Genomic DNA, 26,510 nt, shown 5'->3' with positions numbered 1-26,510 from the left:
CGGCATGGCCCGGCCATTCACGTCCCGGAGTCAGAGGCGGACGACCTCGGTCACGCGCACAACCGCCGTGCCTGCCTCGACGGACTGCTCCAGGTCGACCTCGGCCCGGATGCGCCAGTCGTGGTCTCCGGCGGGGTCGTCGATGACCTGCTCGACGCGCCAGAGTCCGTCGCGGGCCGCGGACTCGTCGATCACGCAGAGCGACGGCGAGCGCGCGGCACCCCCGGTGAGGACCTCGTCGTGGTCGTCGTAGTAGCGGTCGAGGACCTCCGGCCAGTCGACCTCGGGGTCGAGGGCTTCGAGCGCTTCGTCGTCCTGCAGCGCTGCGAGCTGTACGCGGCGGAACATCTCGTTGCGCACCAGCACCGTGAACGCGCGCCGGTTCGCCAGCACCGACGGCGGCGCGGGCGGAACGACGGGAGCGTCGGGGTCGTCGGTGGGGTGCGCGAGCGACTCCCATTCGTCGACGAGGCTCGAGTCGACCTGGCGCACGAGCTCGCCGAGCCACTCGATGAGGTCCATGAGGTCGTCGGTGCGGGCCTCGGCGGGCACCGTCTGGCGGATCGCCCGGTACGCGTCGCTGAGGTAGCGCAGCACGAGGCCCTCGCTGCGACCCAGTTGGTAGAACGACACGAACTCGCCGAACGACATCGCCCGCTCGAACATGTCGCGCACGACCGACTTCGGCGACAGCTCGAAGTCGCGCACCCACGGCTGGCTCGACGCGAAGGTCTCGAACGCCTGGGCGAGCAGGTCGGCGAGGGGCTTGGGCCAGGTGATCTCCTCGAGCAGCGCCATCCGCTCGTCGTACTCGATGCCATCGCGCTTCATCGCGCCGACCGCCTCGCCGCGCGCCTTGTACTCCTGCTGCGACAGGATCGCGCGCGGGTCGTCGAGCGTCGCCTCGATCACGCTCACGACGTCGAGCGCGTAGTGCCCGGTGCCGGTCTCGGCATCATCGGGCGACAGCAGCTCGATCGCTGCGAGCGCGAACGGCGACAGCGGCTGGTTGAGCGCGAAGTTCGGCTGCAGATCGACGGTGAGCCTGATCGTCGACTCGGCCGGAGAAGCAGAAGACGCGGGGCGCACGACCTCGACGATGCCGGCGGCGACCAGGGTGCGGAAGATCGCGAGGGCCCGGCGGGCGAGGGCATACTGACGGGCGCGAGGCTCGTGGTTGTCGAAGACGAGCGAGCGGACGTTGCCGAACACGTCACCCCCGCGGCCGATGACGTTGAGCAGCATCGCGGCGGACAGCTGCAGCTGTGGCGTGAGGGGCTCGGGCTGCGCCTCGACGAGCCGCTCGAACGACCCCTCGCCCCAGTTGACGACGCCGGTGGGCGCTTTCTTGCGCACGATCTTCTTGCGCTTGGCGGGGTCGTCTCCGGCCTTCGCGAGCGCGACGGCGTTCTCGATCTCCCACTCCGGCGCCATGACCACGACGTTGCCGTGCGGGTCGAACCCGGCGCGACCCGCACGGCCCGCGACCTGGTGGAACTCGCGGGCCGTGAGCTGCCGCATCCGGGTCCCGTCGTACTTCGACAGCGCGGTGATGACGACCGTGCGGATCGGGACGTTGATGCCCACCCCGAGCGTGTCGGTGCCGCAGATGACCTTGAGCAGCCCGCGCTGTGCGAGCGTCTCGACGAGGCGCCGGTAGCGCGGCAGCATTCCGGCGTGGTGCACGCCGATGCCCGCCCGCACGAGGCGCGAGAGGGTCTTGCCGAAGCCGGTCGTGAATCGGAACCCGCCGATCGCCTCGGCGATGGCATCCCGCTGCTCGCGCGTCGTGATCTTCACGCTCGACAGCGCCTGCGCACGCTCGAGCGCCGCGGCCTGCGAGAAATGCACGATGTACACCGGGGTCTCGCGCTCCTCGAGCAGCCGCTCGAGCACGTCGTGCACGGGGCGCCGCTCGTACGAGAAGTGCAGCGGCACCGGCCGCTCGACGCCGGTGACAAGAGCGGTCCGCCGGCCCGTACGACGTGAGAGGTCGTCGGCGAGGTCGGTCACGTCGCCGAGCGTGGCCGACATCAGCAGGAACTGCGCGCGCGGCAGCGTGAGCAGCGGCACCTGCCACGCCCAGCCGCGATCGGGGTCGCCGTAGAAGTGGAACTCGTCCATGACGACCTGGTCGACGTCGGCGTCGGCTCCCTCGCGCAGCGCGAGGTTGGCGAGGATCTCGGCCGTGCAGCAGATGATCGGCGCCTCGGGGTTGACCGACGAGTCGCCCGTCACCATGCCGACTCGCTCGGCCCCGAAGATCTCGACGAGCGCGAAGAACTTCTCGCTCACGAGCGCCTTGATCGGAGCCGTGTAGTACGTGCGCCCGCCGCGGGAGACGGATGCCGCGTGCGCGGCGACCGCGACGAGCGACTTGCCCGTGCCGGTGGGGGTGGCCAGCACCACGTTCGCCCCCGACACGAGCTCCATGACCGCCTCGTCCTGCGCCGGGTAGAGCGTGAGCCCGCGTCCCTCCGCCCAGGTGGTGAAGGCGTCGTAGATCGCGTCGTCGGAGGGTTCCGGGCCGATGAGGTCGAGCAGCGGCGCGGAGGTCATCCCTCGAGTCTGCCCTACGCCCGCGGAGCGGCGGCCGCCGCGTCGACCCGCGGCCCACGGCCGTTGCGTCGCACGCCGATCACCCGGCCGTGCCGGCATCCTTCGCCTCGAGCACCCGGCCGCACGACTCGTCGACTCGCGCGGCGAACGCCGGATCGGACTGCGCCCGGGCGAGCACCGCGTCGTACATCGCGGGGAGCACCGTCGGATCGGCCGACGCCAGCACGATGTCGACCCCGGCCGACAGCGCCTCGACGGCCCGATCGCCGGGGGCGACGATCTCCGCTGCCGCCGCGGCCGAGAGGTCATCGGTGATCACGACGCCGTCGAAACCGACGCGATCGCGCAGCAGGTCGAGCACCGCCGGAGAGAACGCGGCCGGGTGATCCGGATCGATGTGCTGATACCGCGCCGTGCCGACCATGACGAGCGACGGACCGGATGCCGTGAGCTCGCGGTACACGTCGACATCCGGCGAGTCCGCCGAGACCACGCTGTCGAGCACTTCGGCGGTGTAGTCGGTGTTGGCATCCACCCGGCCGAGCCCGGGGAAGTGCTTGAACGTCGGCAGCACGCCCGATGCGCGCATTCCGTCTGCGAATGCGCCGGCGCCCGCGGCGACGGCCTGCTCGTCGTAGCCGTACTGCCGCCCGAGCGCGCCGATGGGCGGGTTGTTCAAGCGGGTCTCGGCGCTCGTGACGATGTCGGCCACGGGGGCGAGATTGACGTCGATGCCCGCGGCGGCCAGCTGCCCGCCCCAGGCGGTGGCGGCCGTGCGGAGCGCGTCGGGGCCGAGGTCGGCCTGCCGGATGGCGTAGGGGATCTCGTCGAACCCGGGTCCGCTCAGCACCTGCACCTCGCCGCCCTCCTGGTCGGTCGCGACCCAGAGCTTCGGTGATCCGTCGATGGCGAGGTCGCGGAACTGCGCGACGAGGGCCGCCGTGGCCTCGACGCCCGAGCTCGAGCGGCCGTGGAGGAAGAGGCCGCCCACGCCGCGGTCGCGGATCGCGGCTGCGGCATCCGGCGAGACCGTGTCGACCGGCGTGCCCACCATGAGCATCTGACCGACGCACCCTTCGAGCCCGAGGGCCGCGGCGGGGTCGGGGGAGGCTGTGGGAGTCGGGGGTGCCGGAGCCGTCGCGGTCGGGCTCGGGGCGGACGTCGTCGGGTCGGCCGGTGCGGGCTCGGGGGCGCAGCCGACGGCGAGCGCCAGCACCCCGACCAGGGCGGCGGCGAACGCGGAACGGGCGGCGCGCGAGGAGGAGGGAGTGCGGGTCACCCCTCCATGGTCACCCGGTCAACAGCAGCGCGCACCCGGGTTGCGGTCCTGGTCGTCCATGCGCTGGCGCCAGAACTGCCGCTCGGTGAGGGGCGGGGTGTCCGGGTGCGTCCGGCGCTGGTGGGCGAGGTACGTCGCGTACGCGTTGTCACCCATGAGCGAGGTGACGTACCAGTGCAGCGCACGCGCGGCGCGGAGGACGGCCCGACCGGCGCGCGCGCACAACTCCTTCGATCCGGTGCGCGGCGGCGCGGAAACAGCGGTTCGCGGCCCGCGAGGCCCCGATTCTGAGGAGTTGTGCGCGAGCGCCATCGGTCAGTGCCCCCGGCGAGCGGTCTCAGCCCGCTCCTCGGCGAGGAGCGGCTCCCACTCCTTCTCGAGCTCGCGCTCGGGGGCGGTGGGGATGAGTCCGGCGGGCGCGAAGCGGCGAGACGGGACGGCGGGGTCTTCGGTGTCATCTCCCCCGCCGCGCACGATGGCTCGCACCGCGACGATCACGGCCGAGACGATCACGATGATCGCGAGGACGACGAAGATGATCGACAGCGTGCCCTGCACCCCCGTGTTGCGGATGACCGCCTCCACCGTCGCAACCGGCCCCAGGCTCGCGTCTCCCGAGGCGAGGGCATCGCGGTAGCGGAAGTGGTTCGCCCAATAGCCGATCGCCGGCACCGGCGAGAAGATCTTGTACGCCGAGGCCGTGATCGTCACGACCGCGGTGAAGGCCAGCGGGACGGCGATGATCCAGATCCACTTCACGTACGAGCGCCCGCGCTTCGCGACGATCGCGAGCACGACGGCGAGCGCGATCGCCGCGAGCAGCTGGTTGGCGATGCCGAACAGCGGGAAGAAGGTGTTGATGCCGCCGAGCGGGTCGGTGACGCCGAGGATCAGGATGGCACCCCAGCCGGCGACCATGATGGCCGTGGTGATCCAGACACCCGGACGCCACGACACGTCGCGGAACTTCGGGATCCACGCGCCGATGGAGTCCTGCAGCATGAAGCGGGCGACGCGGGTTCCGGCATCCACCGCCGTCAGGATGAACAGCGCCTCGAACATGATCGCGAAGTGGTACCAGAACGACATCATCGCCTGGCCGCCGAGGGCCTGCTGCATGATGTGCGCGAGCCCGAGGGCGAGGGTCGGCGCGCCGCCGGTGCGCGAGACGATCGACTCCTCGCCGACGTCGGCCGCCGTCGAGATCAGCAGGTCGGGCGTGATCTCGACCCCGGTGAGACCGAGCGAGTTGACGAAGGCGACCGCGCCCTCGACGGTGCCGCCGGTCGCCGCGGAAGGAGCGTTCATGGCGAAGTAGATGCCCTGGTCGATCGAGATCGCGGCGACGAGCGCCATGATCGCGACGAAGGACTCCATCAGCATGCCGCCGTAGCCGATGAAGCGCGTCTGGCGCTCCTTCTCGACGAGCTTCGGCGTCGTCCCCGAGGCGATGAGCGCATGAAACCCGGATAGCGCGCCACAGGCGATCGTCACGAACAGGAACGGGAAGAGGGGCCCGGCGAACACCGGGCCGAGCCCGTTCTCGCCGAAGATCGTCACCGCGGGCACCGAGATCTCGGGGCGGACGAGCACGATCGCCCCGGCGAGCATGACGATGACGCCGATCTTCATGAACGTCGAGAGGTAGTCGCGCGGAGCGAGCAGCAGCCACACCGGCAGCACCGCGGCGATGAAGCCGTAGATGATGATGCCCCACGCGATGACGGTGCGGTCGAGGTGGAAGATCTCCTGGCCCCAGGCGGTGTCGGCGACCCACCCGCCCGCGATGATCGCGCCCATCAGCAGCACGAACCCGATGATCGACACCTCGGTGACCTTCCCGGGCCGGAGGTAGCGCAGGTAGACACCCATGAAGAGCGCGATCGGGATCGTCATCGACACCGAGAAGACGCCCCACGGACTCTCGCCGAGCGCGTTCACCACGACGAGCGCGAGGATCGCGACGATGATCAGCATGATGAGCAGGGATGCCACGATCGCGGCGGTTCCGCCGATGCGCCCGAGCTCCTGACGGGCCATCTGCCCGATCGTCCGGCCGCCCCGGCGCATCGAGAAGAAGAGCACGGTGTAGTCCTGCACGGCGCCCGCGACGACGACCCCGACGATGATCCAGATCGTCCCGGGGAGGAATCCCATCTGCGCCGCGAGCACGGGACCGACGAGCGGACCGGCGCCGGCGATGGCGGCGAAGTGGTGGCCGTAGAGCACGCGGCGGTCGGTGGGGACGTAGTCCTTGCCGTCCTGCTTGACCTCGGCGGGCGTGGCCCGACGGTCGTCGGGTCGCAGCAGGTAGCGCTCGATGACCTTCGAGTAGAACCGGTAGCCGATGAGGTAGGTGCAGACGGCCGCGAAGACGAACCAGATCGCGTTGACCGTCTCGCCGCGCACGACGGCGAGCATGACCCAGGCGAGTCCACCGAGCAACGCGATCGCGATCCAGATCACGACCTTGAGCGGTGTCCAACGGGCGGCGGCGCGATGCTGGTCGTCGGAGACCGCGACCGGCGGCAGTTTCGGATCGGTGACGATGTCGGACGAGGATCGAGGCATCGGTTCTCCTGGGGGAAGGCGCTTCATTGCGTTTTCTCAGCTTAGGCGGACGCACCCCGGCAATCCCGGTATTCGGTCGTAATGGTCTCGACCGGCCTTACCGTGGAGGTGATCGAGAGGAGATCACCATGACCGACGAGACCCCCACCGTGATCCGCAACGACGAGCAGGACCGCTACGACCTCCACGTCGGCGACGTGGCCGCCGGTTTCGCCGCCTTCCGGCGCGACGACGAGGGGCGCCTGGTGTTCGATCACACCGAGGTCGACAAGGCCTTCGGCGGGCGCGGCCTCGGCAAGGCGCTGGCCGCCGATGCGCTCGCCGACGTCGCGCGCCGTGGCGAGACCGTCGTTCCCGAGTGCCCGTTCATCGTGAAGTTCCTTCGTGAGAACGAGGTTCCCGGCCTGAAGATCGAGTGGCGCGACGAGGATGCCGCCGACGCCGCTGCCCCGGCGGAACCGTCGGCGTGACCCGCTTCGACGCCGAGACGGCGCCCGTCGACGAAGACCCGGGGACGGGTTCCCCCGGTCCCCGACGGGCGCTGCTCGAGGCGCGCGAGGTGCCGCTCGGCGGCGTGCGGGCGATGTCGGTGTACCGCTTTCTGCCACAGCGCGATCTGCCGCTCGTCGGCGCGTGGTGCTTTCTCGACCGCTTCGGCCCGCAGCGCACGCGGATGCGGGTTGAGCCGCATCCGCACATCGGATTGCAGACCGTCACCTGGCCGCTCGCCGGCGAGGTGCACCACCGCGACACGCTCGGCAGTGACGTCGTCATCGAGCGCGGTGCGCTGAACATCATGACCAGCGGCGCCGGCATCGCCCACTCCGAGTACTCGGTCGGCGACGAGCCCGTCCCCCTCGACGCGCTGCAGCTGTGGGTTGCCCTCCCCGAGGAGCGCCGCCACGGCGCCCCCGACTTCGAGCGTCACGTCGACCTGCCCGAGCTCGACCTCGGCGGCGGCGCCAGGGCGACCGTCGTCGTCGGCGAACTCGCCGGAAGCGTCTCGCCCGCGACGATGCACACGCCGATCGTTGGCGCCGAGCTGCGGCTGCCCGCCGGCGCGATCGTCGACCTGCCCCTCGAGACCGCGTGGGAGTACGCCGTCGTGCCGGTCTTCGGATCGGTTCGTGTGGAGGGGACGGATGAGGCGGCCGAGGCAGGCGCGGATGCTGGGGCGCAGGATGCCGTCGCACCCGGCGCTCTGCTGCACCTCGGTGACGGACGCCGCGGCATCCGTCTGAGGGCCGGCGGCGAGGAGGCGACGGTGTTCCTCCTGGGCGGCGAGCCGTTCGGCGACGAGATCGTCATGTGGTGGAACTTCGTCGGCCGCAGCCACGACGAGATCGAGGTCGCGCGCGAGGAGTGGGAAGCGGCGTCCGATCGGTTCGGCCACGTCGTCGGCCACGGCGACGAACGCATCCCCGCCCCGCCGCTGCCGCACGTGCGGCTGACGCCCCGCCGCCGCCGGCTCTGACGCCGCGGGGCTCATGCTTTCGGGCCTTGCGCGACTATGCAGACGACAACCGCGCGCACGGGAGGCGGGGCAGCACAGGGCCGCCGGATGCGGAGGGGAGTGCGACACTCACCGTTATGTCTCCCTTCCGCTGCAACCGGGGTAGTCCGTTTCGCGCCTCGCGAGGCCGACCCTGCGCAAGCGCCATCATCGCCACGACACACATGCACGTGCGCCACACGTAGCGAAGCCCGCGGCGTCGACCGATAGCATGCGGAGAGGTGCGATCAAGGGGAGTGCGCGTGACATACATCGTCAGTTTCGAGATTGAAGGCCTGGCCGGGCGCCCGGGCAAACTTCAAAAGTCACTTCACCGGAAAACCAACATCTTCTGGGGATTGAACGGTTCCGGGAAAACGACTCTGCTCAAGATCCTCGCGGCAGCACTCCGGAATGACGCGAGCGAGCTGCAATCGCTGCCATTCCAGTCTGCAACTGTTCGATTCCACTCAGAACGCATGAACCGCGATGTTGTGCGCAGCTATTCCAAACGATCCGTGAAACGGGTCGCACGCCGGTCGAAATCGATACAACGAAACCGTCTACAGCAGGAGATGCTGCTGAGTGATGAATGGGCTGTAGAAGATCCTGATGACTCCATAGACAATGGTTCTTGGACCACGATAATACTCGGCGAACCACTAGAAGAATCTGAGACGTTTGCGACGCGATTTGCACACAGCTTTCTACCTATCGCTAGGATCGTTGCACCCGACAGAGACAGGGGGCAGACCTGGGTGGATCTCACTCCGGATGAGCGGTTCGTGCGTCAGGTCAATTCGGTCTGGTCGCGCTATAACAGCTATAGCCTTGCGGAGATCCGCGACGTGCAACAATTCGGACTTGCTGAAATTCTGGCAATTCTGTTCGGTGGGCGCAGCTCGACCGCCTTCAGCATTGACGCGCCGAGCGAACCACTCAGCCTCTCTGACCCAGAAATCGATTCCAAGCAGGCTTGGCAGCTAGTCTCGAACTTCCTTCGCGCTCAGAATCTATACCTGCCGCTCGGGCGAAAGGACTTTGTCCAACGTTACGATGAGCGCGAAGAGAACCGGAGAGTTGTCTCTCGCATCGAAGAAATCGCAAGACAAGTGGACGAGATTCTCGCACCCCAGCGCGAGCTGCAAAGCGTCATCGAAGACATGTACATCGGCGATAAGCATCTAGAGCTAAAAGGAACAGCCCAACGGCCCGTCGGCGCCATTGAGGTACAGGTAGGAAGTGAAGCCATTCCGTTGACCTCACTCTCTTCCGGCGAAAGACAGCTCCTGCACATCTTATTGGAAACCCTGGCGGTGCGTGAATCCACGATAATGGTGGATGAGCCGGAACTATCGCTGCACGTAGAGTGGCAGACGCGCCTAGTACATTCGATGCGCCGGATAAACGCCGACGCACAGTTTCTACTCGCTACCCACTCACCGGAACTGATGGTCGATGTCGACCCGGATTGCGTCTTCGAACTGTGACTAAGCTGAAGCGAGACGCGCGCGCATGGGTGCACCGCGTCAAGATGGGAAAAGCACGGCTGTGGGCGGTCGTCGAAGGCAAAGAGTTCGATACGCCCTACTACGAGAGGCTGCTCTCGGAAAGCATCGAGGGTGAGGTCCGCATAATGCGGGCGGAAGACTTGGTGGTCGACGGCGTTTCTGCGGGCGGAAAATCGCACGTCAAAAAGGTGTTCGACTTGTTCGAGTCGCAGGGCGCTCTGACTCAGAGGAATAACAATACTCGCATCGACGTAATGTTCTTCATGGATCGCGACGACGACGAATTCCTCAGCAAGCTGGTCAACAACGATCACGTTCACTACACCACACACGCGGATGTTGAAGCGGAGATTGTGGCATACGCCGACCACGCCGAGGCTGTGTCGATTGCTTTCAGCCTCCCTCGCACTCTGGCTCGCAGGATCCCACTTGCCGATTCGATGAGTGAACTGGCACAGCTATGGGAGGAGTGGATCACGCTGCGCATCGCGTCCGCGCGAGCAGAATGGAGCGATACACGTTTCGCTCAGAAATCGGGTATTAATGTTCCACTGGATGGGCCAGTAGACCAAGATCGAGTGGACGCAATCTGTGCGCGGGTGGTCACGGCTTGCCCAAACTGGGAGGATATACGAGGCGAAGCGGCAAGGCACTACGCCTCTAAACAGCTTTCCGGAGAGGCACAACATCTCGTAAAAGGAAAGTGGATGCCGTGGCTGCTGATCAGGAAGGTGCGGGCTGGAGTTTCTGACCCCAGGAGCCTGCCAACGGTGAGTGAGTCTTATCTCCTAGGCATTCTTCTTGCGAACATCGACTTCAAGGCTGATTGGGCGGAGAAGACCCGAATCGCCGTGCGAGTGGCCTTGGCGGCATAAACGATCACTGCCGCGCTCGAGGCGCGCAAGGTGCCGCTCAGCGGCGTGCGGGCGATGTCGGTGCATCGTTTCCTGTCGCAGCGCGATTTGCCGCTCGCCGGTGGGAGTACGCCGTCGTGCCGGTCTTCGGATCAGTCCATGTGGAGGGGATGGACGAGGCGGCCGAGGCTGACGCGGATGCTGGGGCGCAGGATGCCGTCGCGCCCGGCACGCTGCTCTACCTCGGTGACGGTCGCGGCGGCATCCGTTTGAGGACAGGCGACGAGGAGGCGACGGTGTTCCTCCTGGGCGGCGAGCCGTTCGGCGACGAGATCGTCATGTGGTGGAACTTCGTCGGCCGCAGCCACGACGAGATCGAGGCCGCCCGCGAGGAGTGGGAAGCGGCATCCGATCAATTCGGCCACGTCGTCGGCCACGGCGACGAGCGCATCCCCGCGCCGCCGCTGCCGCACGTGCGGCTGACGCCCCGCCGCCGGCGGCTCTGACGGTTCGGCGGATGGACGTGTCGGCTGAGGGACGCATGGCCCGGTGAGTGAGGCGCGCGGATGCCACCGGGGACCTCTCAGCCTCGAGGCGAGGATGAGGGACATGACCCACCTGCCGAGCACCGATGTCGATTCCACAGCGCCCGCCAACCGCTATGCGTCCGCCCCGGCCTGGCGGGCCGTAGACGATTACTTCACCGACGCGCTCGTACGCGAGGACGACGCACTGGCATCCGCACGCGAATCCGGCGAACGCACGACGATGCCGAACGCCGAGGTCGCCGCCAACCAGGGCGCGCTCCTCGGGCTCATCACCCAGCTTTCCGGCGCTCGACGAGTCCTCGAATTCGGCACCCTCGCTGGCTACTCGACGATCTGGTTCGCCCGTGCTGTCGGCCCGGAAGGGAAGGTCGTCACCTTCGAGCTCGAGCCAGTCAACGCGGAGGTTGCACGAGAGAACTTCGAGCGAGCGGGCCTCGCCGACCGGATTGAGCTCGTCGAGGGCTCGGCCGCGGATTCCGCCGAACGACTCATCAGTGAAGGCACCGAACCATTCGACCTGGTGTTCATCGATGCGGATAAGCCCAGCAACCCTCTGTACTTGCAGGCTGCTCTCGAGCTCACGAGTCCCGGCGCGGTCATCATCATCGACAACGTCGTGCGCGACGGCGCCGTCGCTGACGCGGGCTCGGACGATCCCCGCGTGATCGGTGTGCGAGACGTCGTCGACGCCATCGCCGCACGAGACGATCTGACAGCCACGGCGCTGCAAACCGTCGGCGTGAAAGGCTGGGACGGGCTGATCGTCGCCCGTCGGACCTGATCCCTATCCCGCAACTGCGGACCTGGGCGACGAGCGGACGGCGGCCAGGACGCCCTGCTCCTCGTCCGTCGTCAGCCCGGAGCGCCGGGGCCGGTCGAGGCCGCGCGAGATCTCGTCCGTGAGCACACGGGTCAGGGTGTCTGCGAGCGGTCGCGACCGACCTCCGGTGGCAACGAAGGCACTTCCATCTCGCTGAGCGAAGCCCACGGCCTCGATCGGCAGCCACAACGGGAGAGACCGGGGGCCGGCCCAATAGTGCACGTCGAGAGCGAGGAGCTCTTCGTCGTCAACCGTGATGAGTTCGCCGTCGAACCCGGCGACCGACCGCGCGGCACGAAAGAAGTCATGCATCGTGTGGGCCTCACCGACGGCGTTGACGACGCCGGTGATCCCGGCCGCACCCGCGCTGACGATCCAGTCCGCGAGGTCCTCGACGTCGATGAACTGCACGAATCGCTGGCTCATCGTTGGAGCGAGCACGTTGCCACCGCGGTGCAGCCGAGCCGGCCAGTAGCCGAGGCGGTCGCTCGGATCACCCGGACCCGCGATCAAACCGGGCCGGGCGATGAGCAGGCGGTCACCGAGCGCTGCCGCGGAGGCCCGTTCGGCGGCCGCTTTCGCGTCGGGATACTCGGCGAGGTTCTGCGGTTCGACCAGCTGCGCCGTTTCGTCGGCGCCCGGCGTGCTGTTGTCCGCGTACACCGACACGGTCGAGACCAGAGTCCAGTGCGCCGCTCGAGCGGCGAGCGCCTTCAGAGCGGACTCGACGAGCTGCGGCTCGGAGGCGAGCTCGACAACGTCATCCCATTCACCCCCGAGACCCTCGTAAGCCCCGGCGAGCGATCGGTCGGCACGCACGAGCTGCACACCATCCGGCGCCGATCCCGACTCGCCGCGCGCCAGGCAGACCACCTCGGCTCCGCTGTCGCGCGCCTGTCGCGCGATCTCGCGCCCCAGCCATCCGGTTCCGCCCAGCACCAGAGTCCGTCTCATGCCCGCCAGTCAACAGGCACCGGCCGGCGCGAAGGGGCCACCTTCGCTGTGGGCGCAAACTGCGCCCGGGTGCCCGCGGGCGAAGCGCGGTTGTTGAATGGTCGGATGGGCGCTCTCACCGACTACATCGCAGCCTGGAAGACCAATGACACCGAGCGGATCGTCGAGACCGTCACGGAGGATGTCGTGATCACCGAGAGCTTCGGTCCGGTGTACTACGGCCGGGAGCGCGTGCGGGAGTGGTGCGAGAAGTGGAACGAGGAGGGGTCGCGCGTTCTCGACTGGACAATCACGAACGAAGCCCAGACCGGAGATCTGCTCGTGGCGGAGTGGCGGTTCGAGTACCACCAGGACGGTGAGGACCGGACGCTCCTGGGGGCGACGATCGCGACCCAGCGCGACGGCAAGATCGCGCAGCTTCGCGAGTACGCCGTCACCGCCGATCTCTACACCTGGGAAGGCGAGTGGAGATAGTCGCCAGCCTCACAACCGGGCGCGGGGCACGACGTCATCCGCGAGGCTGATGCGTGGTCATCCAACCGAGCGACGACGCAGACCGCAGGGGTCCGTAGCGTCGGTCTCATGACGAAGCCCCGCCTTCCCCGCGACCTCCCACCCGGCGCCGCCGCGCTCGGCATGGCAGCCATCCTGCTGACGCTGTCCGGTTGCGCCGCCGTCGACAACGTCGCCTACGGGCGCGCCGAGAGCACTTACGCGACAGCGAAGGAGTTCGCGCAGGCACGCGGCGAGGCTCCTGCGTGGCTGCCCGCCGACGCACGCGAACTCACGCGCGTCGTCTCGACCCGAGCTGAAGCCGAGTCGATCGTGTTCTCGAGCGAGACCGGCCTTGCGGCGGACTGCGCCGAGGTCGAGCGCCTCTCGGCCCCCACCATGGAGATCACGTCCGGGCCCGATATCTACGCGATCGACCGCGTCGCCGTCTGCGGCGAGTGGGCGGTGGCGGGGAGTAACGGCACCTACTACGCCTGGACTCCGGCCAAGGAGGCCGAGTAGCCCTGACCGACGGGACGGATGCCGGATGCATCACGACCCGCCCAGATGACGCGACCCGCTGGATCGAGCACTTCTACCTGCCCGCTTCACCCTGGACAGCGAGGACGACGTCGACGTGTGGCTGACCCCGCGACCCTCCGCCTGATCAGAGTGCCGGCCCGGCGGGCACGGCGTACTTGAACCCGACGTGCGAGTCGGCGAAGCCGAGCCTGCGGTAGAAACGGTGCGCGTCGACGCGCGCGGCATCCGATGTCAGCTGCACGAGGGCGGCGCCGAGCTCGACCGCCGCGGCATCCATCACCCACCGCATGAGCGCCGTGCCGATGCCGGATGAGCGTTCGGCGCTCGCGACGCGCACGGCCTCGACGAGGAGACGGGTGCTCCCCCGCCGCGCCATCCCGGGGATCAGGGTCAGTTGCATGGTCGCCGTGACTCGACCGGCCTCGTCGACGGCGACCAGCAGCTCGTTCGCGGGGTTCGCGACGATCCGCTCCAGAGCATCTGCGTACGCACCGCGGTCCTCGTCGCGGGCGGCGTCACCACGCCCCGCGCTGATCGGGTCATCCGACAGCAACCGCACGATCGCATCGAGATCATCGGGCGTCGCGCGACGGATGACGACATCTGCCGAGCGGGAGCGGACGGATGCCGGGAGGTTCAGGCCTTCGATCACGGTTCTACTCTCCGGCCGGCTCCGGCACGCGCTCAGCGCCGCGTGAGGTTGCCGTCGGCCCACTCGCCGAGCTGACTCAGGATCGGCACCAGGCGCGACCCGGCATCCGTCAGTGCGTAGGTGACCGCGACCGGCGGTCCCGCCTCGACCCGCCGGACGACCAGCCCGACGTCGGAGAGCTCGGTGAGCCGGTCGGAGAGAACCGCATCGCTGATGCCGGCGACGGCCCGACGCAGACCGACGAACGAGAGCTCGCCCTGTCCGAGCACGTCGACGATCATGCCGTTCCACCGCTTGCCGAGCACCGAGAACGCGTGCGACACCGCGGCGTCGCACTGTCGCGCGTCGTGGGGCTCGGTCATGCCTCCATCGTACGTGTGCTAGCGTTCCCGAAGCCGCTTTGTTTTTCATAGTTCCTCTGATCGGAGAAGCGCATGACTCTCTTCCGTCTGGATGCCAGCATCCTGCCCGCCACCTCGGCCAGCCGTGAGCTGGGCGACCTCGTCGAGGCCGAGTGGCTCGCCGCCCACCCCTCGAGTGATGTCGTGCGCCGCGACATCGCCGCCGACCCGGTTCCGGCGACCGCTTGGCGGGATGCCGTGACCGCCGGGTTCACGCCCGCCGAGCAGCAGACCGCTGGTCAGCGCGACGCAGTCGCCCTGCGCGAGCAGCTGGCCGACGAGCTGATCGCAGCCGACGCCCTGCTCTTCACCGTGCCGCTCTACAACTACGGCGTCTCACAGCACGTGAAGACGTGGTTCGACCTGGCGTACACCGACCCGCGGATCGACCCCCAGGGAACGGCGTTGCGCGGCAAGCCCGCAACGCTCGTCACGGTGCTGGGCGGCAACTACGAGCCCGGCAGCCCCAAAGAGGGCTGGGACCACTCCACCGGGTGGCTTCGGCGCGTCTTCGAGGACGTCTGGGGGCTCGACCTCACGGTCGTCCACCGCCCCTTCACGCTCGTCGGCGTGAACCCCGCACTCGATGCCTTCACCGAGGCTGCAGCCGAGCTTCGCGCGACGGCCGAGCGGGATGCCGTCACGGCCGGCCGCACGCTCGCGGCATCCCGCACCGCCTGAAACATGACGACGGGGCGCCCGGACCGAAGTCCGCGCGCCCCGCGCGTCCGCGCCGCAGCGCGTCAGCCGGTCATCACCACAGCACGAGGAAGCCGCTGAGTCCCAGCGATCCCTCGACCGTGTCACTGCCGTTGTAGGTGGCGACGACGACCTTCAGCCCGCGCGACTGCCGGGGCAGTTCGACACGCGCCGTGCCGTCGACGACATCCGCGCTGTACCGGGTCGAGTTCACCCAGATGTCGACGGTGCCCGTCGCGGGGGCGCCGCCGGTCGGCGTCACCTTCACCGAGACCACGTAGGGCTGCGAGGCCGTTCCGACGTAACGGTTGAGCGAAACGCTCGCCGCCGAGGCGAACTTGACGAACACCTCTCTCGAGACCGCGGTTCCGACCTGGGGGTTGCCCTCCGCCGTCGCGGTGACCCGCACCGACAGGGCGGTGCCCACATCGGCGCGCGTCACTTTGTACGACGCCGAGGTAGCACCCTCGATGGGCTCACCACCGCGAAGCCACTGGTACGCGACGCTGACCTCGGCGGGATCCCACTCACCGGCGGTCGCCTTCAGCGTGCCGCCGACCTTCGCCGAACCCGACACCTCGGGAGCGACGACCGCGACCGGCGCACCCTGGCCCGACTCGACCTCGACGATCGTCCGGATCGAGGAGTCGCCGTAGCGAACGACGCCGAGGTACGACGTCTCGGGCTCGAGGCCCGCCCACGACAGGGTGTAGGTCGCCTTCTCGCCCTGCACCGTCGGCAGCGGATCGGGGGTGGCGGTGAACTCGCCGCCCGATGCCCCCGCTGCGACGACCGCAGTAGTGAGGTCGTAGGTGAAGGGCTCGCTGAACGAGTACCGGTTGACCTTGACCAGGTAGGTGCCCGCGGTGGGCGCGGTGAGCGAGACGGCCTCGTTGGCGGATGCCGTCGCCGACGACCACTGCTCGTAGTAGCGCAGGTCGTCGGGGCTGACCACGCGGTACACGGTCATGTCGAGGTCGGTCGTCTCGGTCGCTTCGGTCTCGACGGCGAAGCGCGCGTACTCCGTGCCCTCCGGGACGTCGACGATCTCGTAGGTGTTGAAGCCGGCCTCACCCTCGTCGTAGAACGAGTCCTGGTCACCGGAGTGTCCGGGCACCTCGGGGAAGTCCGGGTTCACGCGCAGCTCCTGCGGCACGAGGCCCGAGAGACCGAGGTCGATCTCACCCGTCAGCGACGGCGCCACCGTGACGTCGACCGAGCCGGTGGTACCGGTGCCCGACACGGACTCCGGGGCATCGACCGGCACCGGGAACACCGCGATCGGCGAGCGCACGTCGTTCGCCCCGCCCGTCCAGGTGAGGAAGCCGGTGGCCCACTCGCCCATCGGAGCGTCGACGCGCGACAGGGTGATCTCGACCGTCGCCGACTCACCCGCCCCGAGCGTCACGGACGACGGCGAGACCTGCACGTCGACACCGGGAACGGATGCCTGCGCCTCGTACGTCCCGGCCTCGGTCGCCGTGATCGTACGGGTCACCGTCTGCGGCGCGCCGAGCGCACCGACGCCGATGGACGGCAGGTTGAGGTCGCTCGGGTCGATGGGGTCGACGCCGAAGTCGCGCAGCCCCAGACCCTGCAGGTACGCGGCCCAGTCGGCCGGACCGTTCAGGTAGAGGAGCCCCGGCTCGAAGTACTTCGTCGGGTCGGTGTGACCGGCGCCCTGCGCGAACGGGTCGGTGACGGCGTCGCCGGCGGCATCCACGGTGTTGTACGCGGTCGTCATCATCGCCGACTTCACCTCGGCGGGCGTCGCCTGCGGGTGCTCGCCGAGGTACAGCGCGGCGAGCCCGGCGATGTGGGGCGACGACATCGAGGTGCCCGAGAGGATGCCGAAGGTCGGGTCCTCGTCGATGCCGTTCTCGGTGGCCGCGAGGATCGCGACACCGGGAGCGGTGATGTCGGGCTTGATGACGTCGCTGCCATCGGCGAGCATCGGTCCGCGGCTCGAGAAGCCCGCGACCTGCGGGACCGGGGTCTCGGTGCCCGTGACGTTCTCGCCGATGAGGGTGACGACGCGGTCGGTGCCGCCCTGGACGTACTCGAGCACCGCCGGGCGCGCGGTGTCGGAGATGTGCACCGTGGGAACCGAGTGGAAGTCGTTGTCGAGCGAGGCGGGCGTGACGTTGGTCAGGATCATGCCGATTCCGCCGGCCTCTTCGACCGCCTGCGACTTCTCGACACGAGCGTTCGATCCGCGGTCGCAGACGACGATCTTGCCGGTGACCTTGGCCGGATCGAGCGAGCCGAGCAGGCAGAGCTCGGGCGTCGCAGCACCGGCCAGGCCGGCGTCGCCCGCGAAGACCGACGGGCCCGAGATCGTGTCGCCGAATCCGACCGACACCGACGCGCCGGGGAACTGCGCGGCAGACGTGTCGCCCTCCTCGCCGAGCCGGACGGTGCCTTCCCAAGTCGGGATCGTGGATGCCGCGACCGTGGCGTACCACGGCGACGCGTGGTCGGCCGTAACCGGGTCGGGGCCGGAGTTGCCGGCGCTCGTCGCGACGAAGACACCGGCCGCAGCCGCGTTGAAGAACGAGATGTCTTCCGGCGCGAGCACGGTCGTGGCCGAGCCGCCGCCGATCGAGTAGTTGATGACGTCGACGCCGTCGGCGACGGCCTGGTCGATCGCGGCCAGCAGGTCGCTCAGCGCGCAGATGTCGTCAGTCGTGACGAGCGGGTCGGGCCCGACGTAGCAGGCCTTGTACGACGCGACCTTGGCAGCCGGTGCGACGCCGGAGATCGAGCCGAAGTCGACTCCCTCGACGGACGCCTCGACGCCGTTGTTGCCCGCCGCCGTGCTCGCGGTGTGCGAGCCGTGGCCGTCGCCGTCGCGGGGCGAGAGGTGGTCGTCGGCGAACGAGAACCCGTTCGCCGCGGCGCCGTCGCTGAAGTAGTGGGCTGCGATGAGTTTGGTGTTCAGGAGCGACGGGTCCCAGGCATCCTTCGTGCCGGCGCCCTGATCGACGACCGTGCTGCGGAACTCGCCGCCGTCGGCCTTCGTGAACACGACCTCGTCGCCGTCGCGGTAGGGCTGGTCGCCCGCCGAGGCGCCGAGCGCGTCGCCGGCGAACGCGGGGTTCTCGGGCGCGATGCCGGTGTCGACGACGCCGACGACGACGCCTTCGCCCGCCGCATCGATGCCGCCGACCTTCTCCCAGACACCGCCGGCGCCCTCGAGCCCGAGGAACTCGGTCGAGGGCACGGCGTCGACGTGACGGATCTCGTCGGGGAAGACGCCGAGCACGCCCTTCTTGGCGGCGAGCTTGCCTGCCTGGTCGGCGCTCAGCTGGGCCGCGAACCCGTTGAGGGTGGTCTGGTAGGTCGCGTCGGGAGTCGCGCCGACCTCGCTCGCGACCTCTTCTTGACGCTGCTCGAGGAAGCCGGAGTAGTCGGTGACGGCGCGCGACTGGGCGTCGAGACGTTCGCCCTCCTCGGGCTTGGTCGGCGCGAGGCCGGCCTCGCCGCCCTCGTAGGTCGCCACGGGAGCCTCGTCGAGCAGGACGATGTAGCGCCCGCTCTCACTCTCGATCGGAACCGGGATGTTCACCCCCTCTCCCGTTGCAGCAAAGGATGCCGTTGCGGCAGAGCTCGTGAACAGTGCAGCCAGGGATACAGCCGCGACTGTTCGCAGGGTGGTGCGAACCATGTGCGCTCCAGTGGGGGGATGGATGAGCAGTCCGCGCGGCGTCGTCGGCGCGCGGTGAAGTCAACCTAGCTCACAGTTCCGACACAAGGAACCCTCGGCTTTCATTCAGGTCACGGGAGCATTGCCCCCACCGCCGCATTTCTCACGGCCCGGGAGGGAGCCGCCGTGCGCGCGTCCCATAGGCTGGGCGGGTGGCCCCGGCATCCCGCCTTTCGACGCGCGTTCTGCTCGTCTGCGCTGCCATCGGGGTCGCAACGGGCCTGCTGGGCGGCATCGAGGGCTGGCTCGCCGTCCCCGTCATCACGGGGCTGCCGATCGTCTACGGCTTCCTCCTCGGCATCCATGTGCTGCCCGGAATCGTCGCGCAGGAGACTCTGCGCCTCCCCTGGGTCGCGCTCATCACGCACCTGATCGCGGCGCTCGCGTCTTCGGCCGTCGCGCCGCCGTACACGTTCCAGTTCCTGGGGACCGCCGTGCTTTTCGGGGGCCTGCAGGAGGGCGTCGCCGCTCTCGTCCGCTATCGCTCGTGGGCGCCCTGGCGGTTCTTCGTCTCGGGTCTCGTGATCGGCGTCGTCGTCGCCCTCGCGGTGTTCTTCGCCGCTCACCTCAGCGCCCTCCCGCTGTGGGCTCAGGTCACCTACCTCGCCCTGGCCGTACTCGGGCCCGTCGCCTGGACGGCCATCGGCCTGTGGATCGGCGTCGGCCTGCGCCGCGCCGGCGTCGCCCGTCGCTGAGCACCCCCGCCGGCCTTTCCGGGCCAAGTTAGGGTCGGCTAAGCTAAGCGCATCCGATCCGATCCGAGGACGCCCGTGACATCCGCCGCATCCGGTGCCGCCACGGCGGGAACGCCGGTCGCCGCGACCGCATCCGCGCCGTTGCTCGCCGTGCGCGATCTCGCGGTGACCTACGAGGGATCGGATGCCGCAGCTACCCGCGGCGCCGCGTTCTCCGTCACCCCCGGTGAGGTCGTGCTGCTCCTCGGGCCGAGCGGTTCGGGCAAGTCGACGGTCGCACTGACGCTCAACGGGCTGATCCCGCAGTCGATCCCGGCGACGACCGAGGGCACGGTGCTCGTGTCGGGCGAGGATGCCGCGACCACCCCGATCCCCCGGCTCACCACGCGCGTCGGCATGGTCTTCCAAGACCCCGACGCGCAGCTGGTCACCGGCACCCTGCTCGACGAGGTGGCCTTCGGCCCCGAGAACCTGCGGCTGCCCGTCGACGATGTCCTCGCGCGGAGCGAGCGGGCGCTGCGCCGGATGGGGCTCTGGGAGCGGCGGCACGAGAACCCCGACCGCCTCTCGGGCGGCGGACGTCAGCGCCTCGCGATCGCGTGCGCGCTCGCGATGGAGTCGCCCCTGCTCGTGCTCGACGAGCCCACCGCGAACCTCGACCCCGAGGGCATCGAAGACGTCTACGGCGCCCTGGGCGAGATCGCTGCCGCGGGCGACCGGGCGATCCTGCTCGTCGAGCACAATCTCGACGCGGCGATCGGCTTCACCGACCGTGTCGTCGTGCTCGACCATGGCGGTCGCACCATCGCCGACGGTCCGATCGACGCGGTGCTGCGCGAACGGGCGGCCGAGCTGCACGCGATCGGCGTGTGGCTGCCGGTGTCGACCATCGCGGCGCTGCGGCTGCGCGAAGCGGGCTATCCGCTCGACCCACTCCCCCTGACGCCGGACGAGCTGCGCGCGGGGCTCGAGGCCGCGGCATCCGGTGGCGAGAATCGGAACATCGCGGCATCGTCGGGGGCAACCTCCGATTCGGTCCGAGTCTCGCGCGATTCTCCGGCGCAGGCGCAGGCGCACGCGCCGACGCCGGCGGTCTCGGTGCGCGATCTGACGCTGCGTCGAGGTCGGACGACAGTGCTCCACGACGTGGACCTCGAGGTCGCGACCGGCGAGTTCGTCGCGATCGTCGGCGCGAACGGCGCGGGCAAGACGAGCCTCATCCAGGCGATCGCCGGCGTCGTCCGCGGTCCGCGCGGGCGCATCGACGTGGGCGGGCTCGACCCGAGTCGGGCGGACCCTCGTGCGGTCGCCGAGCGCGTCGGGTTCGTCTTCCAGAACCCCGAGCACCAGTTCGTCGCACCCACGGTCTTCGACGAGCTCGCCCACGGCCTGCGCCGCCAGCGGACGCCCGAGGACGAGGTGCGTGAGCGCGTCGACGGGATGCTGCGCCGCTTCGGCCTCGAGGCGCACGCCGACCGGCATCCGTTCCTGCTCTCCGGCGGTCAGAAGCGCCGACTGTCGGTCGGCACGGCCCTCATCGCCGGCGCACCCGTGCTCGCCCTCGACGAGCCGACGTTCGGCCAGGACCGCGCCCGCGCCGACGAGCTGCTGCACGTGCTGCGCGACCTCAACCGCGACGGCACGACGATCCTCGTCGTCACCCACGACATGCAGCTGGTGAGCGAGTACGCCCAGCGCTGCGTCGTCGTCGGAGATGGCCGCATCGTCGCCGACGGAGCGACCGCCGACATCCTCGGCGACGACGAGCTGCTGCGCTCCGCCGCCCTGCGGATGCCGCCGCTGCGCCGCGCCCTGCACGGGCTCGACGGGTACCCCGAGCTGTCGGGCATCGCCCGCCTCCGCGATCTGCCGGGGAGCGATCGATGAGCGCGACGGCGAGCATCGCGCTCGATCCCTACGCGGCCGCGCCGCCCTCCCGTCGGCTGCTGTTCCGGCTCAACCCGCTGGCGAAGCTCGCGGCCCCCGTCCCCGCGATGGTCGCTCTCATCTTCACGCGCGATCTCGTCACGCCGCTCGCTCTGCTCGCACTCGCGTACGGCGTGCTCATCGTCGGAGCGCGTTGGACGCTGCGTACCGTTCTCCTGCTCGCGGTCGCCGTGCCCATCGGCATCCTGATGGTGGGGGCCGGGATGTCGCTGTGGGTCGATGCGGCGCGGGTGGCCGACACCCCGGTGCTGCTTCAGCTCGGCGCCTGGAGTCTGCACGCAGGGGCGCTGGAGACCGGGATGGCGACCGGGTTGCGGCTCGGCGCGATCGCCGCACTGGCGTTCATCGCGGGGCTCACCACAACGGGGCCGGACCTCGTGCGGGCGACCGTCCAGCAGCTGCGCGTCCCCTACCGCGTCGGCTACACGGCGCTCGCCGCGTTCCGGTTCGTGCCGCGGTTCGGCTACGAGCTCGACCTCATCCGACAAGCGCATCGGGTGCGCGGTGCGCACGGCGGGCGGGGACCGTTCTCGGCGATCGCACGGTGGGGCGGTTACGTCGTTCCGCTGCTGGCCGGCGCCATCCGCCATGCCGAGCGGGTCGCGCTCGCGATGGACGCGCGCGCCTTCGGGGCCCATCGCGACCGCACCGAGCGGCACCTGGTGCCGTTCCGGCGGCGCGATGTCGCCTTCGTCGCGCTCTTCTGGCTCGCCTCCGCCGCGATCCTCATCCCCCTCTTCCCCTGGACCCCCTGATGCCGACCGCACCCCGGCGAGCCTGGAAAGGATGCTGCGCATGACCCGCAACATCGTGAAGCCCATGACGCCCGGTCTGGTGCGTCTGGAGGTGCTGCGTGCAGAGCGCCTCGCCCCGCACTGGATGCGAGTCACCTTGGGGCGCGGCGACATCGACCGGTTCGTACCGCTGGGCTACGACCAGTGGTTCCGCCTTTTCCTGCCGCTCGGCGGCGATGAGGCCCTCGACCGCATCCCGGCCAAGGCCAACAAGCTGTTCGGCTACCTGAAGTACCTCCGCATCCCCGAGGGCGAACGGCCGGTCATGCGCAACTACTCGGTGCGGGCGTACCGGCCGGCGGGGCCGGCGGGCGGTGCCGAGATCGACGTCGACTTCGTGCTGCACGGCTCGGGGCCGACCGCCGGACCCGCCTCCCGCTGGGCGTCGCAGGCCCACGAGGGAGAGAGCGTCGTCATCATCGACGAGGGGCTGCGCTTCAACCCCGAGCGAGGCATCGATCATGTGCTCCTCGTCGCCGACGAGACGGGGGCACCGGCCGTCGCCTCCATCTGCGCTTCGCTGCCGGCAACGGCATCCGGAACCGCGTTCATCGAGGCCCCGTCGAGCGACGACGTGCTCGAGATCGATGCACCCCCGGGGGTCGAGGTCCGCTGGCTCGTCCGGGCGCCCGACGCGAAGCCGGGGTCAGCCGCCCTCGCAGCGCTGAGCGGATTGGCACCGGGCGCATTGCCCGCGCAGCCCCTCCACGCGTTCATCGTCGGCGAGCAGTCGCTGCCGACCACCGCCCGGCGGATGCTCGTCGCCGACCACGGCATCCCGAAGGAACAGATCAGCTTCGTCGGGTACTGGCGCGAGGGCGCGAGCTCGCCGACCCCGAAGCCCCAGGCGGCATCCGAGCACGCGCCGGATGAACGCCGAGCCACGACGGAGCGGGAGACGCGAGCATGACCGCGGCACCCCGGTCGCGCGCCGCGCGTGTCTCGACGGCATACCTGTTGACGTGCGCCGCGATCGGCGTCGCGGCGAGCGCGTTGCTCGCGCCCGCGTGGGTCGCGTCGACGACCCTGTTCCTCACGGTGCCGTTCGCAACGGTGGCGATCGCCGGGCTGTGGGTTCTGCCCGCCGTCATCGCCCTCAGGCTGCTGCAACGCCCGGGAGCGGGGCTGCTCGTGGGGCTGATCTCAGGACTCGTGCTTGCCCCGTTCTTCACGATCGGATCGGTCGCGACGATGCTCTACTGGTCGTTCTTCCCCGAACTGCCGTTCCTCGCGACGCTCTACCGGCGCTGGAACACATGGCTGCACTATGCAGGCGCCGCGATCATCGGCGCGACGTATCCCGTGTTCGCAGCGCAGTCGTTCGATCTGTGGAGCATGACCGCGCCCGTGCTGATCGGATTCGTCGCCCTCTGCATCGTCAGCTGCGTCGGAGCGACGTGGCTCGGCATCCTGATCGGCGACCGCCTGCGCGCCGCCGGCGTCGCGACCCTCGCCCGGCGCCGCACGCCCGCCTGACCCCTCTGTTCCCCCTCTCCGTCGACTCGCCAGAGAGTGCGGATGCGGGGGGTGCGGCATCCGCAGAACCTGGCGAGTCGACGAACGGGCGCATGGCGCCGGGCGGTGTCAGTCGGCGTAGGTCGGGGCCGGCGGCATCCCGAAGAAGTCTTCGAGGGTGCGGTAGCCGCCCTCGGCGTAGAGCGCCGCCAGTTCGGGGCCGATATATCGCAGGTGCCAGGGCTCGTAGTCGTACCCGGTCGTCTCGGTGAAGCCATCGGGGTACCGGATGATGAACCCGAAGCGATGCGCGTTGGCGGCGACCCAGTCCGACTGCGCCGTGCCGCCGAACTGTTCGATCGCCCCGCACCCACCGTCGCATGCGACCACATCGACGGCGAGACCGGTCTGATGCTCGCTGTGCCCGGGGCGGGCGCTCGTGAGGTCGGCGTTGCCCTGGCCGAGCTGACCGACGTAGTTGCGGTACGTCGACACTTGGAAGTCGTACGACCGGAACCCGCTGTTCACTCCGATTGTGCCCGCGCCCTCAGCCTGCGCGGCGGCCGCGAGCTGCGAGAGGGCCGCCGCGACGTCCGCACGCATGTGCCCCCCGCTGGTTCGCTCGACGCCCTCGGCGCGCGCTTGCGGCTCGGGCCAGTAGTCGATCGGATCGAGCGCGTTCAGCTTGTTCACGACGACCCACGTGCGGCCGGCCGTGTGCAGATCGATGCACGGGGCCGCACCGCCCGCGATCGCGGCCCGGAAAGGCTCGGCTCCCCCGGCCGCGGCGATGACGTCGGCGTCAGAGCCCGACGCGAGCGCCTGCTGGAATCCGGGATCACCGCAGATGTCGCCCGCGGCCGCGGCATCCGTCGTCGCATCGTCGGCCGGCTGGGCGGCGGCAGCATCGCCGGACTGCGCGGGCGCAGGAATGGACGATGCGTTGGGCGCGCCCGCCGCGGCGTCACCGACGAGCGCGGCGACGGGGTCGACGGGAGCCTCATCCGGTCCGCTGAGTGCCGACGTGAAGCCGGCGGTACCGGCGACGACGAGGCCGACGAGCGCGAGTGCAGCCGTGGCCGCAACGGCGCGGCGGCGGACGTAGACGGCTGCCGGCAGACGCACGGACGCGGTCAGGGCGCGTGGCTCCGTCGACCGGACCTCGGAGGCCGACGCGGTCGCGGCGTCTTCACGCTGAAGAATGACCGCGGCACCCGAAGTCGCAGCGCGTTCACGCAGTTCGCGGCGCGACAGGAGGGGTCGCGTCTCCGGCGACCGCTCGCGTCGCGAGCGACGCGTCTCGGAGTCGGTCGGGTGCACCACGACCCCCATCCTGCCCTACGGGTTCGGTGCGGTTCCGATCGCAGCGCGGTTCATCCGCGAGCCGAGGTGCTCCAATAGGCGGAGACGGTATCCGGGTCGAGCCGAGGGATGAGCGTGCGCCGAACGTCCTGGAGGATCACTCCCACCGCTGCCATGAGCGCCGTGTCGGTGACGAGGTCTCGCGCTCCATCCTCGACCCGCAGCGCACCCGGCACCATCGTCAGCGCAGCCTCGATAGCGCAGCTCTCGCCGAAGCGGTCAGAAACATGTTCGCCAGGATGCGCTGATGCAACGGCGACCTGTTCGCAGAGCACGATCACCGCGGCGCGAAGCTTGCCGTAGCCGGGTCGCGAGACGAAGGCAGAGAGGTTGTCGTCAACGAGCTGCTGCACAGCACCGGCAAACGCACCCCAGGCACTCGCCGGGGGGCGTATGTCCCACCGGACCACGCCGCGCCGCGGCTTGGCGTAGAGCATGGGCTGGGGGCGACTCCAGTGCATCGCGGGCAAGAGCCGCAGACCCGTCATCGGCTGATGCTGCCACCAGGCCCTCGGCGCCTGAGACACACCATGGAACACGGTGGCACGGCGCAGCCCTTGCGAGGCGTTGCCGATGAGGCTCTCGCCCACGTCGTGCTCGACCAAATTCGGATTGCTGACGAAATGCTTGAGACCGCGCGTGTGAGCGAACTCGAACAGAGCGTGATCGTCGGGGACCTCGAACGAAAGGCCACGAAGCCAGTCGGCGAACTCTTGCGCGAGGCCCGCCTTCATCAGCGCGGCCTGAGTGCCCAGGTAGGTGTCGACCTGCGGGATCCAGGCCGCCCCGATGAATGCGCCGACGCGAATCGCGTGTGAGGTGAACGAGCCCCATTCGCTGAAGAAGCTGAGCACGGCGTCCGGCTGAGCGGCCACCGCATCGATAACCTGCGGCTCGAACTGCGGATGGAGGAACACGTCATCCTGAATCACCAGGTGATGGGTGGCGGCGTGATCGAAGGGCTTCCACGCCTCCCTCGCCGTGCGGACGGTGCTCGGCCGTCCGGCCGGGTCGGGGTCGGTCACGACGCGCACGGCGAACTCTTCGAATGCGCTCGCCAGAGCTTCCGCGTGCGCTGCCCGGCGCGGATGCGTCATCACCGAGACGGAGATAACGGGTCGCGGGGAGAAGCTATCGGAGGGCTCGCTGAGTGGGATCGTTGCGCTCACGCTCGCG

Annotated in this window: 23 protein-coding genes and 1 pseudogene; 14 read left to right on the top strand and 10 right to left on the bottom strand. The window is 69.4% G+C overall.

Features of this window, described 5'->3' with window-relative positions:
* Nucleotides 1-30 precede the first annotated feature (30 nt).
* From P6897_RS01440 to P6897_RS01425, 4 genes are all read right to left on the bottom strand, one after another.
* Nucleotides 31-2,559, bottom strand: a complete 2,529-nt coding sequence (locus P6897_RS01440) for a DEAD/DEAH box helicase (protein WP_269266941.1) — start codon at nucleotides 2,557-2,559, stop codon at nucleotides 31-33.
* Between the two features lie 79 nt (nucleotides 2,560-2,638).
* The gene (locus P6897_RS01435) at nucleotides 2,639-3,838 is read right to left on the bottom strand and encodes a glycoside hydrolase family 3 N-terminal domain-containing protein (protein ID WP_274178152.1); all 1,200 of its coding nucleotides are present in this window, start codon (nucleotides 3,836-3,838) and stop codon (nucleotides 2,639-2,641) included.
* 18 nt (nucleotides 3,839-3,856) lie between these two features.
* Nucleotides 3,857-3,994: a YbdD/YjiX family protein gene (locus P6897_RS01430; RefSeq protein WP_282502622.1), complete on the bottom strand. Its 138-nt coding sequence runs from the start codon at nucleotides 3,992-3,994 to the stop codon at nucleotides 3,857-3,859.
* Between the two features lie 159 nt (nucleotides 3,995-4,153).
* Nucleotides 4,154-6,409 (bottom strand): carbon starvation CstA family protein, encoded by a 2,256-nt coding sequence (locus P6897_RS01425; RefSeq protein ID WP_282501878.1) that lies wholly within the window; start codon nucleotides 6,407-6,409, stop codon nucleotides 4,154-4,156.
* Nucleotides 6,410-6,537: 128 nt separating this feature from the next.
* Here P6897_RS01425 and P6897_RS01420 point away from each other — a divergent pair, with 128 nt between their 5' ends.
* The 6 genes and pseudogenes from P6897_RS01420 (at nucleotide 6,538) to P6897_RS01395 (ending at nucleotide 11,595) form a co-directional block, all read left to right on the top strand.
* Entirely contained in the window at nucleotides 6,538-6,879 is a 342-nt protein-coding gene (locus P6897_RS01420) for a GNAT family N-acetyltransferase (RefSeq protein ID WP_112615867.1), read from the top strand.
* A complete protein-coding gene (locus P6897_RS01415; RefSeq protein WP_282501877.1) occupies nucleotides 6,876-7,883 on the top strand; it encodes a pirin family protein in 1,008 nt (335 codons plus the stop codon). Before P6897_RS01420 ends, P6897_RS01415 begins: the two co-directional genes overlap by 4 nt.
* 281 nt (nucleotides 7,884-8,164) lie before the next feature.
* Entirely contained in the window at nucleotides 8,165-9,391 is a 1,227-nt protein-coding gene (locus P6897_RS01410) for an AAA family ATPase (RefSeq protein ID WP_282501876.1), read from the top strand.
* A complete protein-coding gene (locus P6897_RS01405) occupies nucleotides 9,388-10,287 on the top strand; it encodes a hypothetical protein (RefSeq protein WP_282501875.1) in 900 nt (299 codons plus the stop codon). The genes P6897_RS01410 and P6897_RS01405 overlap by 4 nt, the downstream gene beginning before the upstream one ends.
* 101 nt (nucleotides 10,288-10,388) lie before the next feature.
* A pseudogene (locus P6897_RS01400) lies at nucleotides 10,389-10,772 on the top strand (pirin-like C-terminal cupin domain-containing protein); the annotation flags it as partial.
* Nucleotides 10,773-10,875: 103 nt separating this feature from the next.
* Nucleotides 10,876-11,595, top strand: coding sequence for an O-methyltransferase (locus P6897_RS01395; protein WP_282501874.1), 720 nt, complete (start codon nucleotides 10,876-10,878; stop codon nucleotides 11,593-11,595).
* Nucleotides 11,596-11,598: 3 nt separating this feature from the next.
* On the opposite strand, the gene P6897_RS01390 is transcribed toward P6897_RS01395, so the two are convergent.
* The gene (locus tag P6897_RS01390; RefSeq protein ID WP_282501873.1) at nucleotides 11,599-12,588 is read right to left on the bottom strand and encodes an NAD-dependent epimerase/dehydratase family protein; all 990 of its coding nucleotides are present in this window, start codon (nucleotides 12,586-12,588) and stop codon (nucleotides 11,599-11,601) included.
* A gap of 105 nt (nucleotides 12,589-12,693) precedes the next feature.
* Here P6897_RS01390 and P6897_RS01385 point away from each other — a divergent pair, with 105 nt between their 5' ends.
* Both P6897_RS01385 and P6897_RS01380 read left to right on the top strand, forming a co-directional pair.
* Nucleotides 12,694-13,062 (top strand): nuclear transport factor 2 family protein, encoded by a 369-nt coding sequence (locus tag P6897_RS01385; RefSeq protein WP_282501872.1) that lies wholly within the window; start codon nucleotides 12,694-12,696, stop codon nucleotides 13,060-13,062.
* 108 nt (nucleotides 13,063-13,170) lie between these two features.
* Nucleotides 13,171-13,602, top strand: a complete 432-nt coding sequence (locus P6897_RS01380; protein WP_282501871.1) for a hypothetical protein — start codon at nucleotides 13,171-13,173, stop codon at nucleotides 13,600-13,602.
* A gap of 145 nt (nucleotides 13,603-13,747) precedes the next feature.
* On the opposite strand, the gene P6897_RS01375 is transcribed toward P6897_RS01380, so the two are convergent.
* Together P6897_RS01375 and P6897_RS01370 are read right to left on the bottom strand one after the other, a co-directional pair.
* Nucleotides 13,748-14,275 carry a GNAT family N-acetyltransferase gene (locus P6897_RS01375; protein WP_282501870.1) on the bottom strand — a complete coding sequence of 176 codons (528 nt, stop codon included), beginning with the start codon at nucleotides 14,273-14,275 and terminating at the stop codon, nucleotides 13,748-13,750.
* A gap of 32 nt (nucleotides 14,276-14,307) precedes the next feature.
* Nucleotides 14,308-14,637 carry a helix-turn-helix domain-containing protein gene (locus tag P6897_RS01370; RefSeq protein WP_114588955.1) on the bottom strand — a complete coding sequence of 110 codons (330 nt, stop codon included), beginning with the start codon at nucleotides 14,635-14,637 and terminating at the stop codon, nucleotides 14,308-14,310.
* 72 nt (nucleotides 14,638-14,709) lie between these two features.
* Here P6897_RS01370 and P6897_RS01365 point away from each other — a divergent pair, with 72 nt between their 5' ends.
* The gene (locus P6897_RS01365; protein WP_274178142.1) at nucleotides 14,710-15,357 is read left to right on the top strand and encodes an NAD(P)H-dependent oxidoreductase; all 648 of its coding nucleotides are present in this window, start codon (nucleotides 14,710-14,712) and stop codon (nucleotides 15,355-15,357) included.
* A gap of 73 nt (nucleotides 15,358-15,430) precedes the next feature.
* Here the strand turns inward: P6897_RS01365 and P6897_RS01360 are convergent, their stop codons facing one another.
* Nucleotides 15,431-19,042, bottom strand: a complete 3,612-nt coding sequence (locus P6897_RS01360) for a S8 family serine peptidase (protein ID WP_282501869.1) — start codon at nucleotides 19,040-19,042, stop codon at nucleotides 15,431-15,433.
* A 191-nt stretch (nucleotides 19,043-19,233) separates the two neighbouring features.
* Between P6897_RS01360 and P6897_RS01355 the strand changes: the two genes are divergently transcribed.
* The 5 genes from P6897_RS01355 (at nucleotide 19,234) to P6897_RS01335 (ending at nucleotide 23,993) form a co-directional block, all read left to right on the top strand.
* Nucleotides 19,234-19,776, top strand: a complete 543-nt coding sequence (locus P6897_RS01355) for an ECF transporter S component (protein WP_274178140.1) — start codon at nucleotides 19,234-19,236, stop codon at nucleotides 19,774-19,776.
* Between the two features lie 75 nt (nucleotides 19,777-19,851).
* The gene (locus P6897_RS01350) at nucleotides 19,852-21,663 is read left to right on the top strand and encodes an ABC transporter ATP-binding protein (protein ID WP_282501868.1); all 1,812 of its coding nucleotides are present in this window, start codon (nucleotides 19,852-19,854) and stop codon (nucleotides 21,661-21,663) included.
* Nucleotides 21,660-22,478 (top strand): energy-coupling factor transporter transmembrane component T, encoded by an 819-nt coding sequence (locus P6897_RS01345; RefSeq protein WP_282501867.1) that lies wholly within the window; start codon nucleotides 21,660-21,662, stop codon nucleotides 22,476-22,478. Before P6897_RS01350 ends, P6897_RS01345 begins: the two co-directional genes overlap by 4 nt.
* Nucleotides 22,479-22,518: 40 nt before the next feature.
* A complete protein-coding gene (locus P6897_RS01340; RefSeq protein WP_282501866.1) occupies nucleotides 22,519-23,427 on the top strand; it encodes a siderophore-interacting protein in 909 nt (302 codons plus the stop codon).
* Entirely contained in the window at nucleotides 23,424-23,993 is a 570-nt protein-coding gene (locus P6897_RS01335; RefSeq protein WP_269266918.1) for an ECF transporter S component, read from the top strand. The genes P6897_RS01340 and P6897_RS01335 overlap by 4 nt, the downstream gene beginning before the upstream one ends.
* Before the next feature lie 108 nt (nucleotides 23,994-24,101).
* Here the strand turns inward: P6897_RS01335 and P6897_RS01330 are convergent, their stop codons facing one another.
* On the bottom strand, nucleotides 24,102-25,295 hold the full coding sequence (locus P6897_RS01330; RefSeq protein WP_282501865.1) for a M15 family metallopeptidase: 1,194 nt from the start codon (nucleotides 25,293-25,295) through the stop codon (nucleotides 24,102-24,104).
* 50 nt (nucleotides 25,296-25,345) lie between these two features.
* Nucleotides 25,346-26,503, bottom strand: coding sequence for a hypothetical protein (locus tag P6897_RS01325; protein WP_282501864.1), 1,158 nt, complete (start codon nucleotides 26,501-26,503; stop codon nucleotides 25,346-25,348).
* Between the last annotated feature and the right edge of the window lie 7 nt (nucleotides 26,504-26,510).

The organism is Microbacterium sp. BDGP8 (assembly GCF_029991045.1).
Lineage (GTDB): Bacteria > Actinomycetota > Actinomycetes > Actinomycetales > Microbacteriaceae > Microbacterium > Microbacterium plantarum.
Note: the sequence above shows the minus strand (reverse complement) of the source record. Positions and strands in the feature narration are given on the sequence as shown.